Genomic DNA, 16823 nt, shown 5'->3' with positions numbered 1-16823 from the left:
AGGGTGATGGGGACTGTTTCAGTTTGTTTGACGAAGTATAAAACGTGATGACTAGGACCGTAATCATTGCAGGCGGCAGTATTGCCGGGTTGGCCACCGCAAAGGCTCTTGCCACAAAATTTGATAGAGTTTTGATCCTAGAGCCGGATCAGATTGGATGCGGCCAAAAAGTACGGAAAGGAACGCCTCAGGCGAACCATGTCCATGGGCTGCTAAAAGGTGGCGGTGATGCGCTTACCGAATTATTTCCTGATTTACCGCGTCGTCTGGAGGAGGCAGGTGCTGTCTCCTGTAATTTTTCCCGCGAAGTTCGTTGGTATATAAATAAAAACTGGATGCCGCGTTTCGATGGGGCGCTTACTATCTATTTCCAGACACGCCCGCTGCTCGAAAGCTGTATACGAGAAGAAGTCAGGGCGCTGCCGAATGTAGAGTTCAGAACCCAATGCCGGGTTAAGGACTTCATTTTAGATGATATGGGGAACAGAATTTCGGCGGTTATTGTTCAGCATCCAGCCGGGAATGATGAGACAATATTCGGAGATTTTTTTATTGATGCGATGGGGCGGGGCAGTATCCTTCCACGCTGGTTAAAACGGAATGGGTTTGGCGATGTTCCTGAAGATCACATTAAGGTTGATCTCGGGTATGCTAGTTGTCAGTTGGAGCTTCCCGCAGCGGATCGTGATTGGAAAAGTATTCTGGTTTATCCCAAGGGACCGTCCGAAATACGGGGCTGTACCCTTGTCCGTGTGGAGAATGGCAAATGGTTGCTCACCTTAGCTGGATATCATAATGAACATCCTCCGGCGGATGTGGAAGGATTTATTGATTTCGCAAAGTCCTTACCACAGCCGGATATATATGACGCGATCAAGGACGCCAGGTTACTTAGCGAAATCCGTCTTCATAAATTTCCCCACGGGCAATGGCGCCATTATGACGAACTACCAGCATTTCCATTGGGGATATTGCCTGTTGGTGATACCAACACCAGCCTAAACCCATTGTTTGGTCAGGGAATGAGCGTTGCGGCCTTATCCGTTGTCTCGCTTAGTCGATTGAGTAAAGCGACTAACTTCTGCAACGCTGATGATCTGGAAATTCTCAAGAAATCCTATTTTAAGGCTCTTCGCAAAATATTTGCAACACCTTGGGATTTGGCTTTAGGGCAAGATTTTCGATACCCGATGACAGTCGGTGAGAAACCCTATGGGCTCAGGTTAAAGAATGGCCTGAAGAGCTTGGTAATGGCGTCATCTTCCACTGATGTGATTGAACGATTTTACCAGATTGTGCATTTGGTAGAGGAGCAAAAATCGCTTTATCATCCGAAATGGCTTTTTAAGTACATTGTTGGTAAATCCGCTAAGTAATAAAGTGCTTAGAATTGAATTATGTAAATAATATCAATGATTGTTTTTCGGTGTTGCTGCTAGTTAAGCTCTTATTTAAGAGAATATTAACCACCATTCAGTATCTTTTTACTAAGATCTTTTTACGCGCAATCAGGAATGGCAGCGAAAGTGCATTTACTAGGACATTTTGCGACGATTCAATCCGTATTCGACGGAACGGAGCTTAATAGGTTCTCTTTGCGTTTTATAGATCGCGAGGTCGAAAGTGATTATAACGACGCAGCGGTCGGACGCTCACTGGTCGTGATGCGCTTGTCTTTGTTATCTGCTGTCGTTATCTACGCCTGTTTTTCAATTCTTGATTATTATGCAATTCCGGAAGTATTTGAAACTGCCTTTTTTATCAGGTTCTGCGTGGCAATTCCAATATTCCTGATTACTTTTTTCCTGACATATACTCGGTACTATGTGACCGTTGCCCAACCAGGTGCGGCATTCTGCATGCTTGCTTCAGGGGTAAGCATCATCGTCATGACCGCGATTGCGGATGAGCCGGGAAACTATCTATACTATGCGGGCCTGACGCCACTTATCATATTCTGCTGTTGCCTGCCACCAACGCGATTTCTCTATGCAACATTCGTAACGGCTTTTCTTATCGTTACATATCATATTTCAGCAATCTGGCTTAATCCGATTCCGTTACTCATCCTGATGGCTAATGACTTCTTTCTTTTGACCGCTGCCGGTATGGGGGTATTTGCTGCATATTTTCAGGAACTTGCGCAGCGCCGAGATTTTATTAATATGAAAACGCTCGACGAAGAACGGGTGAAGAGTGATATCCTGGCTGAGAAAGCACAGGCAGCTAACCACTCTAAATCTGAATTTCTCGCGATCATGTCCCATGAATTGCGGACACCGCTCAATGCCATTATCGGCTTCTCTGAAATCCTTGAAAAAGAGATGTTTGGTCCGCTTGGCAGGGACCAATATAAAGAATACTCAAAGGATATTAATGTTAGCGGGCAGCATCTCCTCAGCATCATAAACGATATTCTCGACCTATCGAAGGCGGAGGCCGGTAAATTGATGTTGCAGGAAGAGGAAGTATCCATTGTCGATATCGTCAATTCGACCTTGAGGATTATTCGAGACCATGCTGCAGAACGCGGTGTGCGCCTTGCATTTGATGTTCCAGTACAAGACTATCACATGGTTGGTGACCCGCGTCTTCTTGCTCAGGTGTTTCTCAATCTCTTCTCCAATGCCGTGAAATTTACCCATAAAGGCGGGTCGGTTGCTATCAGCTTTGAAGAAATGCCATCGGGTAATCTTTCTATTCGGATCAAGGATACCGGGATTGGAATAGATCCTGAGAACATAGAGAAAGTTTTTGCACCTTTCGTACAAATCGAAAGCTCAATGGCTCGAAACTATGAAGGAACAGGCCTGGGCCTGCCTCTCACCAAAAATATAATGGAGTTGCACAGTGGTACCGTTACTCTTGAAAGCCGACTGGGTGAGGGTACGGTTGCCATCGTAGAATTCCCAAAAAAGAGATTGGTACATCAATATTCAGGCGGAGAAGACAAGATACTGCGCGCGCGCGGATAAGGGACAGCAAAATCCTTAAAATTCTGCCGCCCCCCTCAGTTAAGCAACTATAGCGGCTTGGTGACAATCAAAAGATGGCAATGACCTGTTGAATCAATAGCTATTTCGCGCGTAGCTTCTTTTTCAAGATCATGCGCGAGTTCCAGCATTTCTTCTTCGTTGCGGTGAACCAACGTCCAGTCTACGGCATACTCGACTTGCCATTCCAAGCTTGTATCCGACGTTCTCATGCAGCCAATAATGAGTGTTCCGCCAGGTGCGAGGTTGGCATACAAGTCATTAACCATTCTCGTCGCCCTTTTCTTGCCAAGATAATCGGCAAGGCCAACAGCATAGATAAGATCCTGCTTTTCCAGTTTACGGAAAAGTTTTCCTGTCGCGAGAAACTCCAGGAAAGTTGCGTGCAGGCATTTGACAGATGCCTTGCCTTCCAGTCGGGCGACTTGAGGATACGTACTGTTATAGGCATAAGAGAGGGCATCATGATCCTGATCAATCAGGGTGAATTCCATTGTCAACGGTAGGGACATTGATCTCAGAAAGTTCGCTACTTCCTGGGCCGGGCCGCAACCGAGACTTGCAACCCTAAAACTTTTCTGGCCTCGTTCTGCCGCCTTGTTACTCAGCTTGGCGATGGCCTGTTTCGTCATGGTCATGCGCGTCGTGATAAACTCGCCCGTAGATGTCCCCAGTCGATGGCAGAACTTCGCATACGCGGTATCCCCTTCTAGGGCCAGGTTGTAGGCATAATTCATAACCTGGTAATCGCCCGGATATCCAAGCGGTTTCATATAGGACCTATTCCAGCTTGCACCGGGAAGTAGCTCCGGCGTTAAAACCAGCTCCGTATACTTTTTGGTGGCTGCTATTGCAGCGCTGTCGTCGCCAAGTTCTTTCGTGATTTTAAGGCATTTTTTGGAGATTTCTGTCCATCGGGCCAGTGCTTTTGTCTCGCAAGCGAGGATAATATCTTTTATCCGTTCGTCCCGACGGGAATCTTCCTTGTTAAGGTCTGTTTCGACTTTATCCAATACTTTATGAATAGAGCGGAGCATATAGACAGCGTCGCCTATTGCTTCTTTATACGCCGCTGGAACCAGATGTGACTGATCTGAAAGTCCAGCGGTAACGGCCTGTTGTAGGGCCAGATCATCGTGCTGATCCAGGATTCTCCGTATGTCAAGAAATCCCTTTGTGAGCTCAATAGCTACTTTATGTTGATTCTCATGCGGTTCGATACGGCGGATCTTGCCATTGCCCACAAATATTTCTGTTGCCCCAAGATTAAGCTTTAGCGGGACATCCTTATTCATCTCTTCGAGCCAGGAGAAGTTCTGCGGACTTACAAAGCTAATTCCGCTCATGCTGATGTCAAAAAGGTCAAAGGCTTTATCGTCTACCTTGACGACCGGAGAAATACTGCTCATCAGGGTTTTTGCTTCGAACCGTTCGGCGCGATAAAAAACCCGTCTTCCCTCACCCCCGGTAAGTTCTTCATAATGTTTCATGTTACGCTCACTAAACGATTACTGGATAAAATTAAATAAACCTAAATGTAGTATTCACTTTTTTCAATCGGTTAAGAATATGAATTCAACGGACTATCTAAGAAATAACAGGTAGCCGCCTGCGTATTCAAAAATTAACCATTACTGTTAACCTTAACAATTAATTACGGTTAACAATTAGTTAAGATTATAATCGTATCTTAAATGGAAAGACAACCAGATAAGATATTATTTATTAACCAAGGATATGAATACTATATATGGATATTTTTAAGCGCATATTTAAAAAATTCACCACAAATTGTAGTGGCGGGGTGCCTTGCCAGGGGGTAAGGGTCAGACAAAAGGGGAAAATTTTTCTAAAATTGTCTCATAAAGATCACGCTTAAATGGCACGATTAAGCTCGGTAAATCTGAAAATTCGGCCCACTTCCATTCAGAAAATTCCGGGTGATCCGTTTCAATATTGATGTCCTGGTCCTCACCTAAATAGCGAAACAGGAACCATTTTTGCTTCTGACCCCGATATTTTCCCTTCCAAACCTTACCAATCAGATCGTCAGGCAAATCATAGGTCAACCAATCTTCGAGTACCCGAATAAGCTCGACATTTTGTGTGCCAATCTCTTCATCAAGCTCGCGTATGGCAGCTTCTAATGGTTCCTCCCCGGGGTCGATGCCGCCTTGCGGCATTTGCCAATGTTCAGTGACCATATCGAGACGTCGACCGACAAATACCTGGCCTTTTTTGTTAAGGAGCATCATTCCCGCGCAGGGACGGTAAGGAAGATTTTCATTAAAAACTGTCGCAGTCATTTGACGTCCTTATCTTTTGGTAAGAGCCGAAACCGGCGCAAGGACCAGTCCTTTTTGATCCAAATTCTTCGCCCAAGCCATGAGGCGTCGGTATGTTTCACTATGGGGATAGGCTATCCCGATTGCTGATCCTGTCTTGTGGGCGATTGCCTCCAGTTCGGCAAGGCGTGTATCGATAAGCGCGCCATCTGCCTTATGATCCAGAAAACGGTTGTTAATGGCAACAGGAATATCGAGCTGTTCTGCAATTTTCGCGGCAACACTATTTCTTGCCGTACGGCTATCAAGATAAAGGAACCCTTGTTCCTTAATTATAGTCAAAATCGGATAAATACTCTCCGCATCCGCGGTGAATTTAGAACCCATCTGGTTGGTTATTCCCGCGTACCCAGTGAACCGGTTAAGAGCCCAGTCCAGGCGTTTGCGATTTTCGTCTTCGCTTAAATCAGTCCGCATGGCTTGTGGTCCCGGATTGATGTTTGGATAGCCGACGGGTTCCATCGGGAGCTGGAGCAGCACTTCGTGACCGGCGTCGCGCGCTTGATCGACGAGAGTTTGGAGGTTTCGTCCATAGGGATTGAAGCCGAGTGTTACGGCGGCAGGAAGATTTTCAATGGCCTCCCTTGTCCGAGATGCATTCATGCCAGCTTCACTGATTACAATCGCAATACGTGGACGGTCATCAAGAAGATTAAAGGGTGCCGCAAATTTCTGCCAGGGAGGTAATATTTTTGTGGGTGAAACTTCCGCCGCGCGCTCTGTAATTTCGGTATCTGCCGTATTCACCGCTTCAGAGGAGCTGTCTACTTCTTCTTCTTCTTCTTCTTCTTCGGGTGCCACGTCTATTCCCGGCGGAGAAAAGTGCGGCGATCTGTTCAATATGCTGACGTCAGTATGTTCCGTCTTTTCGGACGCCCCATCTGTTTCTTCTGAAATTCTCCCTGAACTCTCGGGTTCAGCATCTTCCACTGAAGATACCGGCGGTTCCATGATCTCTAAATCAGAGCTAAACGGCGTATCGGGCTCCACATCACCCTCGGATAAATCACGGGACATGTCCTCCGGCACTCCGGATTCTTGGTCTTTTTCCTCTTTTTCTAGCGATTCTGGAAGAACGGTATCCGTAGTCTGTTGCAAAGGCGGAAATGTACTGGTCTCAATTGGTGCTTCTTCTGTTAAAATATGCGGTTTTTCTATTTCTTCTGGCATCTCCGTTTGGGATGGGGTGACAGTATCCCTGTCATTAGGGGCTTCAACATCCTGCACGGGCTTGTCAGGTGGCGTGAGCTTTTCCGGGGTTTGGGATGGGATGATTTCCGGTGTAGTTGTTAATTCAGGTGCTTTGGTATCGTCCTGGTGTGCAGGCGGCTCTAAACCCGCTTCCGACATTTCGGTAAAATTGCTTTTGGCCGTTGGTGTTTTGTCAGCTTCATCCACCGTATTGTCATTATCTGCATTAGCGGGAATTTCCGGAGTGGAGGGGGTCGTATCCGGTTTTGAAGCTGACTCTGTTTCCAACTCAACTTCGCGGTCCGCAGGCTCTGGCGGAATTTGAGGCTGAGGCTCAATCGCCTTAGGCATTTCGGGAGCGGGAATCCGATCCGGCAGTACCTCGACCGGCGCCTCAATCGCTGTGCTGGCTGTTGTGACAGGGGGTATTTGTTGGGTATGTTTACCGAAGAAACTCCAGCTTATAACGCCAACAATAGCCAGGATAACCGCCAAGGCGCCTATAAATAAAACCGACACCTTGTTTTTAGGTGCCGGTTTAGAAGTATCGTCTTTAATCAGATTTCCCAAAGTAATCCGCCGGTATTTTCGATCCTGCCGGCGCAAATGATTTTGCCGGACCCTGACTAAGTCGCCGGAAGGACTATGGTTTACATGTATTTATTTGCCATCCTTTTTGGCAAAAAGCCAGACACCTTTTAAGAGATCTTTCGCGCGAAGTAGCTGATAGTCGAGTATTTCCGGCTCAGTATCACCGTCAACCTCACCGCTTATTGGCAGTTCAGTCTCGTTTCCATTTTCCAGATGGTTGCGTAGATCGGCTTCTGATCGGCCTCCAGCTTGTTCCAGCACTTCAAGCTTTGCTTGCTCTACCTCAATGTCAGGTACAATTCCTTTCGCCTGAATAGACGTGCCGGACGGTGTATAATAGCGAGCGGTAGTCATCCGCATTGCCCCGTTGCCCTGAAGAGGAACAATAGTCTGGACAGATCCCTTGCCAAAACTCTTGGTACCAAGAACAACAGCGCGGCCATGATCCTGAAGAGCACCCGCAACAATCTCCGATGCACTCGCCGATCCTCCGTTTATCAAGACGACGATCGGTTTGCCGTCGACGATATCATCAGGCTTGGCATTATAGCGTTGGGCATCATCAGATTTGCGTCCGCGGGTGGAAACAATCTCGCCCTTCTCCAGGAAGTCATCGGAGACAGCAATTGCCTGATCAAGTAGGCCACCGGGATTATTGCGAAGGTCGAGAATCAGTCCCTTGAAGTTATCTCCCGATTCGTTCTTCAGTCGTTCGATTGTCTTGCGAAGTCCATCGTCGGTCTGTTCGGTAAAACTTGAGATCCGGACATAAAGGATATCGTCACCTTCTAGCCGGCCACGAACGGATTGCACCGTGATAATGGCGCGGGTCAGAGTAATATCGAGCGGTTCTTTTTCGCTCGCGCGACGGATCGTAAGTTTGAGATCGGTATCGACAAGCCCGCGCATTCTCTCCACCGCTTCGGCAAGGGTGAGGCCAAGAACCGGTTCATCGTCAAGATGCGTGATATAGTCCCCCGCGAGAATGCCGGCTTTCGCGGCCGGAGTTTCGTCAATTGGGGCAACGACTTTAACCAAGCCGTTTTCCATAGTCACTTCAATGCCTAGCCCGCCAAACTTGCCGCGCGTCTGCACTTTCATGCCGTCATAACTTTTTGGATTAAGGTAACTCGAATGGGGGTCGAGTGAACTGAGCATCCCGTTAATAGCCGCCTCAATCAATTTCTCATCGTCGACTTCTTCTACATAATCTTCGCGAATTTTTGCAAACACGTCACCGAATAGATTTAATTGGCGGTAGGTTTCGGAACTGGCCTCAACGCGGGTCTCTGGTGTCGTAATGATGGCTATCGACAGCACTAGTACCGCCGCGGCCAACACACCTGTTACAACATGTCTCATTATCCGCTAACCTTTCTATTCGCCGCCATTAACCAGGGGACAGGGTCAATTGGCGCACCGTTGTTTCTAAGCTCCATATAGAGCTTTGGTTTTTCTTTACTACTCTTTTTCATTTGCCCAACCGGTTCCCCGGCAAGCAATAGTTGGCCTACTGTTCCGTCGATAGATCCCATACCAGCCAACAGTGTATGATATCCATCGCCATGGTCAATAATCAGCAGTAATCCATAATGCCGGAATGGACCAGCAAAGGCGACCTGACCGTCAAAAGGTGAGATTACGGCAGCCTCGGGCCGGGTTTCAATAACAATCCCCTTTTTGTGGCCCGCCTGGTCACTTTCATCAAATTTTGTAACAATTTTTCCACCTACGGGAAATGGAAGCAATCCTTTGGCGTCCATAAAGCGGGGCGCCGGGCCAAGGCTGGCCAATTTTGGCGATATACTCGAAGGGGCGACCGCTATTTCCTTTGATTTCTCTGCCTCTGCCGCCTCCCGGGCGGCCAAAGCCTGTTTCTCTTTTTCAGCGATTTCACGCTGAAGCCGTGCTTGTTCGGCAGCCCGCTGACGAGCCCTGTCTTCTTCCAACCGTAACATGAGCGCTTCGGTATCGCGTACATCCGCGGTCAGTTTTTGCAGCCTTTCTTGCTCAGTCTGGCGTGCATCTGCAATTTTTGCCTGTGCATTGCTTTTTTCGGCGAACAGTTGGTCAAGTTTATCCTGCTCCGCAATGCGCTCCTCACGTAGCGCACTGAACTCCGCTTTTTCTGCTGCATATTGTTTGCGTAAACTGGCCAGTGTATCCAGCTGCACCGAGAGCTGGTCCGCCTCTTTCTTAAGTTTAGGTAGGATCGATTGCAGGAGTGAGGAGGCTCGCAGGCTATCTACAAGGCCGCTTGGGTTCCCCATCAAAGTTCCTTCCGGCTGGCGGCTGAGATTGATTAGGGCAGAGAGAGTTACGGCAAGATCTGCGTTTCTTTTGGAAAGATCGTCAAGCGTCTCTTCCTCAACCTGCTGGATATGATCAAGGCGCTCTTCAACGTCGACAAGGTTTTGATCGAGAAGAGTCAATTTCTGTCCGGCCGTTACGAGTTTACGTTTAAGAGCCTTGATTTCACCGTCAAGATTTTCGAGCTGGCTTGCAAAGGTTTCCTGTCGGCTCTCCGACGCGGTCAATGCATCCCGTAATTTTCTGAGATCGTTATCCGGTGAAGCCGCGCCAGCGAGCGCAGGCATTACTAATGAAAGGCCTATATAACCGAGAGCAACTGGCCGAAAAATCCTACAAAACCGGGATATACTGAACTCAGGAAGCAACACGGTCGTTTACCAGCCCCCCCGCTTCATGCACAAGATTTTTACCGGTCATTTCTGATGGAATGTCCAGCCCCATCAAGGTCAAGACTGTCGGAGCCAGATCAGCCAGGGTTCCTTTGCTTAACTTGGCATCTTTTTCGCCAACAGCAAGGACGAGCGGTACAAGATTTGTCGTATGGGAGGTATATGGGGCATCTGTGGCCGGATCACGCATCACTTCAATATTGCCATGATCCGCCGTAATCAGCATTGCACCGCCGACGGCTTCTATTGCCTCAGACAGCTTGCCTATACACTCATCGATCACTTCTACGGCCTTGATGGCGGCGTCCATTACGCCAGTGTGCCCTACCATGTCCGGATTAGCGAAATTGACGACGATCAGATCGAACTTATCAGCCTGTATTGCTTCTATCAGCTTGTCCCGGACTTCGTACGCGGACATTTCCGGCTTTAAGTCATAGGTCGCAACTTTAGGGCTTGGTACGAGTATGCGTTCTTCACCGTCATATTCCTGTTCTTCGCCGCCATTGAGGAAGAAGGTTACATGGGCATATTTTTCGGTTTCCGCTATGCGTAGCTGCGTTTTGCCCGCCTTTGCCGCGACTTCCCCTAAAGTATGTTTAACGTCGACTGGAGGAAAGAGGGCCGGGACAGCGTCGGCAAGAGCCGTTGAGTATTCGACCATACCCTTGACAGCGGCGAGTTGCGGCCGCTTTTTGCGATCAAAATCACTGAAGCCATCTTCGGTGATGGCTGTCAGTATCTCCCGTGCACGGTCGGCACGGAAATTAGCCATGATGAACGCGTCTCCATCCTGAATTCCCTCATACCCATTGACTGTATGCGGCTTGAAGAATTCATCTGTATCACCAGCCTCATATGCGCTTTCAAGCGCCGCAACAGGATCGCTGAAGATCTCTCCTTCACCTAGGAAAATCGCGTTGTAGGCCTTTTCAACGCGGTCCCAGTTGGTGTCGCGATCCATCGCGAAATAGCGCCCAACAAGCGTTGCAATCTTTGCATGTTTGAGGGCGGCAAGCTCTTTCACCACATCTTTTGTATAGCCCGCGCCGCTTGTCGGCGGCGTGTCGCGGCCATCCATAAAGCCATGCAGGTAAACTTCAATACCGGCGTCATCCATGATTTTGGCGAGTGCCACCATATGATCCTGATGGGAGTGCACGCCGCCTGGCGACAACAAACCCGCAATATGGCAGCGACCGCCTGATGCTTTCAGCTTTGCAATAACATCCAGAAGGTCTGGATTTTGCGCGAGCGCGCCGGTTTCAATCTCGTGGTTGATCCGCGGCAGGTCCTGCAGAATAACGCGGCCACTACCGATGGTCATATGTCCGACCTCAGAATTGCCCATCTGCCCTTCCGGTAATCCAACATCTGCGCCAGAAGTGCCAAGCAGACTATGTGGCCGGGTCGCCAGCATGTGATCCCAATTTGGTGTATCGCCGGCTGCGATTGCGTTGTTGAGGTCTGTTTCGCTATGGCCCCAGCCGTCAAGAATGCACAGCATAACGGGGCGTGGTGTGGATGAATGATCAGAATGGCTTTTCATAATCGTCTTTATAGTCCCGTTAAAATTAAGATTCCATTATAATTATGCACGATGGTAAGGATGGTTTGCCAGAATAGCCGAGGCCCGGTAAAGCTGTTCCGCCAACAGGCCGCGGACCATCAGGTGAGGCCACGTCATGGCGCCCAGGGATAACAATCTGTCAGCGTTTGCCAAGGTATCTGCGCTATGCCCATCCGCGCCGCCAATCAGGAAAGAGACCGTCTGCACGCCGTCATCGGCATATTGACCGAGCATTCTGGCGAATTCCGGGCTTGTCATGTTTTTGCCCTTCTCATGAAGGGCGATTAGGGTTGAGCCGTTGGGAACGGCTCCCATCAAAAGCTCTGCTTCGCGGCTTTTGCGCTTTTCCCCTTTGAGCGGTTTTTTCTCCTCGACTTCCTTCAGGTCGAGGGGCCAGGGCAGACGGCCTGCATATTCAGAATACATCGCCTGCAGTGGGCCGCCCCGAAATCTGCCGACACTGGCAATAACAAGGCGCATCCACTTTCCTTCGAGCGTAGAAACTAACCCCTTTAAAGGGCTTAGTTGATCATTTCCATCGGAATATCGGGGGCCCAGATCTTCTCCAGGTTATAAAAATTCCGAACTTCCGGTCTAAAAAGATGCACGACGACATCACCAGCGTCGACCAGTATCCAGTCACCACCGGTTTGCCCTTCCATACGAACCGAACCGAAGCCTTCCTCCTTGATCCGCGTTTTCAAATGATCAGCCATCGCCGCCACCTGACGGGTGGAACGGCCATTAGCAATAACCATGTAATCAGCGAAGGAGGTTTTTCCGGCAAGGTCGATAGAGACGAGATCTTCCGCTTTGTCATCGCTCAAAGTTTTTTCAACGAGATCGCGGAGTTTAGCAACTACAGCTTTGTTAGCTTTCATAATAGGGATCAATTATTCTCCAAAAGTGATATTCACGTTTCGTCCTCACATGCCTAATTTGGGAATTTTTTGCCTCAAGAGCAAGTATTTCCTGTAGTGTCATGATAATTTCTTATTTGCGTACTGCTTAGTTTGATCGTCGTTTCCGTCAGGAATGTCCAGGCTGGCGGAGGGATGTCTGCAAGCTGTCGACGGTGGTCACCGGTCAATCCGTTAAGGACGCGCTGGTTTCGATACTTGTAAGCAACCTTTCCATTCAAAGCTTTATAGGTATAACCGGGTCGGTTGAATATGGCGACCGGAACCAACTCCATGATCCGTTCCCAATGCTGCCATTTAGGAAGCTGCACCATATTATCGGCCCCCATTAGCCAGACGAACCTATGTTGCGGAAAAGTCACTTTGAGAGCCGCAAGCGTGCGTACTGTTCGCTGTTCGCCGATACGGGCTTCAAAATCGGAGACGCGAATTCTGCTATGATGGGCGATTTTCTCTGCCGCAGCTAACCGTTCCTCATACTCCGCCATGCCCTCTGCCGACTTTAGTGGGTTTTGAGGAGATACCAGCCACCATATCTGATCAAGATCTAGAAGACGGAGCGCCGCCAGACTGATCTGGCGGTGCCCGTCATGGGCGGGATTGAATGATCCGCCGAGCAAGCCGATTTTCTGAGCTCTCATTGATACATCAGGGCCGCGTCTGGCCAGTGCCCTTAACGATATATTTGAAGCTGGTGAGCTGCTCGACACCGACCGGACCGCGGGCATGCATTCTTCCGGTGGAAATACCGATTTCCGCGCCCATGCCAAACTCCCCGCCATCCGCAAACTGGGTTGAGGCATTGTGAAGGACGATTGCGCTATCCACCTCCTGCATGAAAGTCGTGACCGCGGTTTTATCCTCGGTAATGATACAATCTGTATGATGAGAGCCATAGGTTTCAATATGATCGATGGCTGCCGCCAGATCATCGACGATACGTATCGACAGAATTGGCTCCAGATATTCAGTCCGCCAGTCATCTTCAGTTGCAGGAACGACACGGTTGTCCAGCGCCTGGACATCTTTATCGCCGCGCACTTCACAGCCTGCCGAGATCAAATCATCAAGTATTTCAGGCAATAACTCGCGGGCAACAGCGCGATTAACGAGCAGGGTCTCAAGGGCGCCGCAGACGCTGACCCGCCGCATTTTTGAATTAAGGACAACATCACGTGCTTTTGCAGGGTCGGCCTCTTTATCGATATATATATGAACCAGCCCTTCCAGGTGGGAGAAAACAGGAATACGGCTTTCACTTTGCACTCGCTCGATCAGGTTACGTCCGCCGCGGGGAACGATAACGTCCACATAGCTGGTCATCGTCAGCAGTTCCCCAACCGCCGCGCGATCGGTTGTCGGGATCATCTGGATTGCTTCAACGGGAAGGCCTGCGGCGGTTAGCCCATCTTGCAGGCAGGACCAGATTGCGCGGCTGGAATAATAGCTTTCCGATCCGCCGCGCAAGATACAGGCATTCCCGGATTTAAGGCAGAGACTGCCCGCGTCCGCCGTCACGTTGGGGCGGGATTCATAAATAATCCCGATAACGCCCAATGGCACGCGGACACGGGATATTTGAAGGCCGTTTGGCCGGTCCCAACTGGCCATGACATCGCCGACAGGGTCCTTAAGCTCTGCAATAGCATCAAGGCCCTCAGCCATCGCTTCGATCCGTGCGTCGTTTAACTCCAGCCTGTCGAGAAGCGCCGCCGAAATTCTCTTGGTATTGGCAGCGGAGATATCCTTGGCATTGGCAGCCATGATATCACTCTTTCGAGAGCGAAGGGCGCTGGCAGCTTCCAGAAGTGCCTTGTTTTTTATGTCCGTTGGGGCGAGCGACAGTATTTTCGCAGCTTTACGTGCACCGCGACCCAGTTCTTCCATCATTTCAGCGATATCGCCATTGTTTCTGATCTGAGGTTGTGCTGTCATTTTATGCTTCCCGTTTATCGGTTTAGTTCAACGCAAGTTCGTCCCGGTGAATCATCTCATCGCGGCCAGAATAACCGAGAATTTCGGCAATCTCACCACTTTTATGCCCGATGATGCATTCCGCGTCCTCGGAGGAATAGGCAACCAGGCCCCGCCCGAGTTCCGCGCCCTCCATGTTCACAACCGTCACAAGGTCTCCTCGTTCAAACGGGCCTTCAACCTTTGTGACACCTGCAGGGAGGAGGCTTTTCCCTGATCTGAGAGCTTTTTCCGCTCCTTTGTCGATTACCAGCTGTCCGCGCGAAGTCAGGCTTGCTGCGATCCATTTCTTGCGGGCCTTGCGGGGCGTTTCTTGGGCGATAAAGCAGGTTGAAGGGGCGCCGTTTTCCAGTGCTTTTAACGGATGCAGGACCGTGCCGCTGGTAATGAACATATTACAGCCTGCCGCCATGGCAATCTGCGCGGCTTTCAGTTTGGTTTCCATGCCACCCCGGCCAACATCGGTTTTTGTCTTGCTGGCCATAGCAAGGATTTCGCCATCGAGGTCTTTTACTTCCCGAATGAATTTTGCATCCGCGTCACCTTTTGGGTCAGCGGTATATAATCCATCAACATCGCTCAACAGAACCAGGCAGTCCGCCGATATCATCTGCGCGACCCGCGCCGCGAGGCGATCATTATCCCCATAGCGGATTTCACTTGTCGCAACGGTGTCATTCTCATTCACGACGGGCAGTGCACCGAGGGAGAGGAGGGTCGTAACGGTGCTCCGGGCGTTAAGATAGCGACGGCGTTCTTCCGTATCTCCAGGTGTAAGCAGGATTTGCGCAACCTGGATGTTTTCAAGCCCGAGAATTTCCTGATAGGCGTGTGCAAGCTGGATTTGACCCGTTGCCGCAGCGGCCTGACTCTCTTCAAGCCGAAGCGGGTTGTTTTTTAAGCCCAGTACATGTCGACCAATGGCAATGGAGCCGCTGGAAACGATCAGGGTTTCCTGACCGCGTTCACGCATTTTGGCAATATCCTGGCCAAGTGCAGTCAACCAGTCGCGGCGTAGCTGACCGGTGGCGCTGTCTACAAGAAGGGAAGAGCCAATTTTGATGACGACGCGCTTTGCACGGGTAAATCGGTTAATCAGGGGCGCCATGTTGTCGGTTCTTCTCCGGCAAGTGTTCTTTCCTCAGCTTCCTGTTTCGCCCGTTCCTCTGCCTTGCTTTCATCAATGATCTTGAGAAGCGCAAAAAGTAGAGGTTCAACATTTTCGCCGATCACTGCGGAGATAGCAAAAACGGGTTTTCCCGACACCTTCTTGATCGCCTCGATCTTCGATTCCAGCTCTTCATCGGTCACCGAATCCATCTTGTTGAGAGCAATAATCTCTGGCTTTGCAGCAAGGCCCTCATCATAAGTGACAAGCTCGTGGCGGATCGTCTTGTATGAGTCAACTACATCTTCTTCGGTCGCATCAATCAAATGCAACAGAACGCGGCAACGCTCCACATGGCCCAAAAAGCGGTGGCCAAGGCCGATTCCTTCAGAGGCGCCTTCAATCAGTCCTGGAATATCCGCCAGCACGAATTCTCGTTCGCCTACGGCAACGACGCCAAGTTGGGGAACTAATGTTGTAAAGGGATAATCGGCGATTTTTGGTTTCGCGCGGCTGGTAACGCTCAAAAATGTAGATTTGCCGGCATTCGGCAAGCCGACCAATCCGGCATCGGCGATCAGTTTGAGGCGCAGCCAGACCCAGCGTTCCTCCCCCGGCCAGCCGGGCTCGATTTTACGCGGAGCGCGATTGGTTGATGTCTTGAAGGCGGCATTGCCCCGGCCGCCATCGCCGCCCTTGCAGAGTGTGATACTCTGGCCCACTTCGGTAAAATCGGCAATCAGGGTTTCGTTGTCTTCCTCAAGTACCTGGGTCCCGACCGGGACTTTAAGAATGACGTCAGTCGCTGCCGCGCCGGTGCGATCCCGGCCCATGCCATGGCCGCCACTTTTCGCCTTGAAATGTTGTTGATAACGATAGTCAATCAGCGTGTTCAGCCCCTCGACGCATTCAACAATGACAGACCCGCCGCGACCGCCATCACCACCATTCGGGCCACCGAACTCGATAAATTTTTCACGCCGGAAGCTAAGTGCGCCGGGCCCTCCGTTACCGGAGCGAAGATAAACTTTCGCTTGATCGAGAAATTTCATAACGCTGTCGCTAGCCTTTGTCAGACATCGAACTTAGTTCGCATGTCAATTAAAACAAAAAAGGGGAATGGCCGGACCATTCCCCTTCTTCAATCTTCTAACCGTATGAAGCGGGCGTTACGCCTGCTGCTCCACGGATACATAGATTTTTCCGCCACTTTTCTTGGTAAATTTTACATTACCATCAATAACGGCGAAGATGGTGTGGTCCTTGCCCATGCCTACATTGTCGCCCGGGTACCATTTGGTGCCGCGCTGGCGCAGGATGATGTTGCCTGGAATAACTTTTTCGCCACCATATTTCTTGATGCCGAGGCGGCGACCAGCTGAGTCGCGACCGTTACGGGATGAACCGCCAGCTTTTTTATGTGCCATCT

General features: G+C 49.9%; 15 protein-coding genes. 2 read left to right on the top strand and 13 right to left on the bottom strand.

The genetic code is table 11. The annotated features are described in order from the left end of the window. The first annotated feature begins 47 nt into the window (after nucleotides 1-47). Together GQE98_RS02155 and GQE98_RS02150 are read left to right on the top strand one after the other, a co-directional pair. Nucleotides 48-1376, top strand: coding sequence for an NAD(P)/FAD-dependent oxidoreductase (locus GQE98_RS02155; RefSeq protein WP_161313899.1), 1329 nt, complete (start codon nucleotides 48-50; stop codon nucleotides 1374-1376). 138 nt (nucleotides 1377-1514) lie between these two features. Then, a complete protein-coding gene (locus tag GQE98_RS02150) occupies nucleotides 1515-2975 on the top strand; it encodes a sensor histidine kinase (RefSeq protein WP_246157143.1) in 1461 nt (486 codons plus the stop codon). Nucleotides 2976-3022: 47 nt separating this feature from the next. Here GQE98_RS02150 and GQE98_RS02145 read toward each other — a convergent pair whose 3' ends face one another. The 13 genes from GQE98_RS02145 to rpmA all read right to left on the bottom strand — a co-directional run bounded on the left by GQE98_RS02145 (nucleotide 3023) and on the right by rpmA (nucleotide 16821). Further along, entirely contained in the window at nucleotides 3023-4483 is a 1461-nt protein-coding gene (locus GQE98_RS02145) for a PilZ domain-containing protein (protein WP_161313897.1), read from the bottom strand. Between the two features lie 336 nt (nucleotides 4484-4819). After that, nucleotides 4820-5299: an RNA pyrophosphohydrolase gene (locus tag GQE98_RS02140; protein ID WP_161313896.1), complete on the bottom strand. Its 480-nt coding sequence runs from the start codon at nucleotides 5297-5299 to the stop codon at nucleotides 4820-4822. A gap of 9 nt (nucleotides 5300-5308) precedes the next feature. Then, entirely contained in the window at nucleotides 5309-7099 is a 1791-nt protein-coding gene (locus GQE98_RS02135; protein ID WP_161313895.1) for a divergent polysaccharide deacetylase family protein, read from the bottom strand. 90 nt (nucleotides 7100-7189) lie between these two features. After that, nucleotides 7190-8482 carry a S41 family peptidase gene (locus GQE98_RS02130; protein ID WP_161313894.1) on the bottom strand — a complete coding sequence of 431 codons (1293 nt, stop codon included), beginning with the start codon at nucleotides 8480-8482 and terminating at the stop codon, nucleotides 7190-7192. Next, nucleotides 8482-9717, bottom strand: a complete 1236-nt coding sequence (locus GQE98_RS02125; protein WP_161313893.1) for a murein hydrolase activator EnvC family protein — start codon at nucleotides 9715-9717, stop codon at nucleotides 8482-8484. Before GQE98_RS02125 ends, GQE98_RS02130 begins: the two co-directional genes overlap by 1 nt. A 70-nt stretch (nucleotides 9718-9787) precedes the next feature. Beyond that, complete coding sequence (gene gpmI / locus GQE98_RS02120) at nucleotides 9788-11371, bottom strand: 2,3-bisphosphoglycerate-independent phosphoglycerate mutase (RefSeq protein ID WP_161313892.1); 1584 nt, start codon at nucleotides 11369-11371, stop codon at nucleotides 9788-9790. 42 nt (nucleotides 11372-11413) lie between these two features. Further along, on the bottom strand, nucleotides 11414-11872 hold the full coding sequence (rlmH, locus tag GQE98_RS02115) for a 23S rRNA (pseudouridine(1915)-N(3))-methyltransferase RlmH (protein ID WP_161313891.1): 459 nt from the start codon (nucleotides 11870-11872) through the stop codon (nucleotides 11414-11416). 41 nt (nucleotides 11873-11913) lie between these two features. Continuing rightward, entirely contained in the window at nucleotides 11914-12273 is a 360-nt protein-coding gene (gene rsfS, locus GQE98_RS02110; protein ID WP_161313890.1) for a ribosome silencing factor, read from the bottom strand. A 74-nt stretch (nucleotides 12274-12347) separates the two neighbouring features. Beyond that, on the bottom strand, nucleotides 12348-12953 hold the full coding sequence (locus GQE98_RS02105) for a nicotinate-nucleotide adenylyltransferase (RefSeq protein WP_161313889.1): 606 nt from the start codon (nucleotides 12951-12953) through the stop codon (nucleotides 12348-12350). Between the two features lie 7 nt (nucleotides 12954-12960). Continuing rightward, on the bottom strand, nucleotides 12961-14247 hold the full coding sequence (locus tag GQE98_RS02100) for a glutamate-5-semialdehyde dehydrogenase (protein WP_161313888.1): 1287 nt from the start codon (nucleotides 14245-14247) through the stop codon (nucleotides 12961-12963). A 22-nt stretch (nucleotides 14248-14269) separates the two neighbouring features. Next, nucleotides 14270-15394 carry a glutamate 5-kinase gene (gene proB, locus GQE98_RS02095; RefSeq protein WP_161313887.1) on the bottom strand — a complete coding sequence of 375 codons (1125 nt, stop codon included), beginning with the start codon at nucleotides 15392-15394 and terminating at the stop codon, nucleotides 14270-14272. Then, nucleotides 15382-16446: a GTPase ObgE gene (obgE, locus tag GQE98_RS02090; RefSeq protein ID WP_161313886.1), complete on the bottom strand. Its 1065-nt coding sequence runs from the start codon at nucleotides 16444-16446 to the stop codon at nucleotides 15382-15384. Before obgE ends, proB begins: the two co-directional genes overlap by 13 nt. Before the next feature lie 117 nt (nucleotides 16447-16563). After that, nucleotides 16564-16821 carry a 50S ribosomal protein L27 gene (gene rpmA, locus GQE98_RS02085; protein WP_161313885.1) on the bottom strand — a complete coding sequence of 86 codons (258 nt, stop codon included), beginning with the start codon at nucleotides 16819-16821 and terminating at the stop codon, nucleotides 16564-16566. Nucleotides 16822-16823: the final 2 nt, after the last annotated feature.

The sequence above is a fragment of the Sneathiella litorea genome (assembly GCF_009882915.1).
GTDB lineage: Bacteria > Pseudomonadota > Alphaproteobacteria > Sneathiellales > Sneathiellaceae > Sneathiella > Sneathiella litorea.
The sequence above is the reverse complement of the archived record's forward strand: the minus strand, read 5'-3'. Positions and strand labels throughout refer to the sequence as shown.

What these genes read in the sequence shown, in the direction of transcription:
- GQE98_RS02125 (WP_161313893.1), bottom strand. Translation starts at nt 9,717, where the DNA reads ATGCCTGCGCTCGCTGGCGCGGCTTCACCGGATAACGATCTCAGAAAA.
- GQE98_RS02100 (WP_161313888.1), bottom strand. Translation starts at nt 14,247, where the DNA reads ATGACAGCACAACCTCAGATCAGAAACAATGGCGATATCGCTGAAATG.
- GQE98_RS02150 (WP_246157143.1), top strand. Translation starts at nt 1,515, where the DNA reads ATGGCAGCGAAAGTGCATTTACTAGGACATTTTGCGACGATTCAATCC.
- gpmI (WP_161313892.1), bottom strand. Translation starts at nt 11,371, where the DNA reads ATGAAAAGCCATTCTGATCATTCATCCACACCACGCCCCGTTATGCTG.
- GQE98_RS02145 (WP_161313897.1), bottom strand. Translation starts at nt 4,483, where the DNA reads ATGAAACATTATGAAGAACTTACCGGGGGTGAGGGAAGACGGGTTTTT.
- GQE98_RS02140 (WP_161313896.1), bottom strand. Translation starts at nt 5,299, where the DNA reads ATGACTGCGACAGTTTTTAATGAAAATCTTCCTTACCGTCCCTGCGCG.
- rpmA (WP_161313885.1), bottom strand. Translation starts at nt 16,821, where the DNA reads ATGGCACATAAAAAAGCTGGCGGTTCATCCCGTAACGGTCGCGACTCA.
- proB (WP_161313887.1), bottom strand. Translation starts at nt 15,394, where the DNA reads ATGGCGCCCCTGATTAACCGATTTACCCGTGCAAAGCGCGTCGTCATC.
- obgE (WP_161313886.1), bottom strand. Translation starts at nt 16,446, where the DNA reads ATGAAATTTCTCGATCAAGCGAAAGTTTATCTTCGCTCCGGTAACGGA.
- GQE98_RS02155 (WP_161313899.1), top strand. Translation starts at nt 48, where the DNA reads ATGACTAGGACCGTAATCATTGCAGGCGGCAGTATTGCCGGGTTGGCC.
- rlmH (WP_161313891.1), bottom strand. Translation starts at nt 11,872, where the DNA reads ATGCGCCTTGTTATTGCCAGTGTCGGCAGATTTCGGGGCGGCCCACTG.
- rsfS (WP_161313890.1), bottom strand. Translation starts at nt 12,273, where the DNA reads ATGAAAGCTAACAAAGCTGTAGTTGCTAAACTCCGCGATCTCGTTGAA.
- GQE98_RS02105 (WP_161313889.1), bottom strand. Translation starts at nt 12,953, where the DNA reads ATGAGAGCTCAGAAAATCGGCTTGCTCGGCGGATCATTCAATCCCGCC.
- GQE98_RS02130 (WP_161313894.1), bottom strand. Translation starts at nt 8,482, where the DNA reads ATGAGACATGTTGTAACAGGTGTGTTGGCCGCGGCGGTACTAGTGCTG.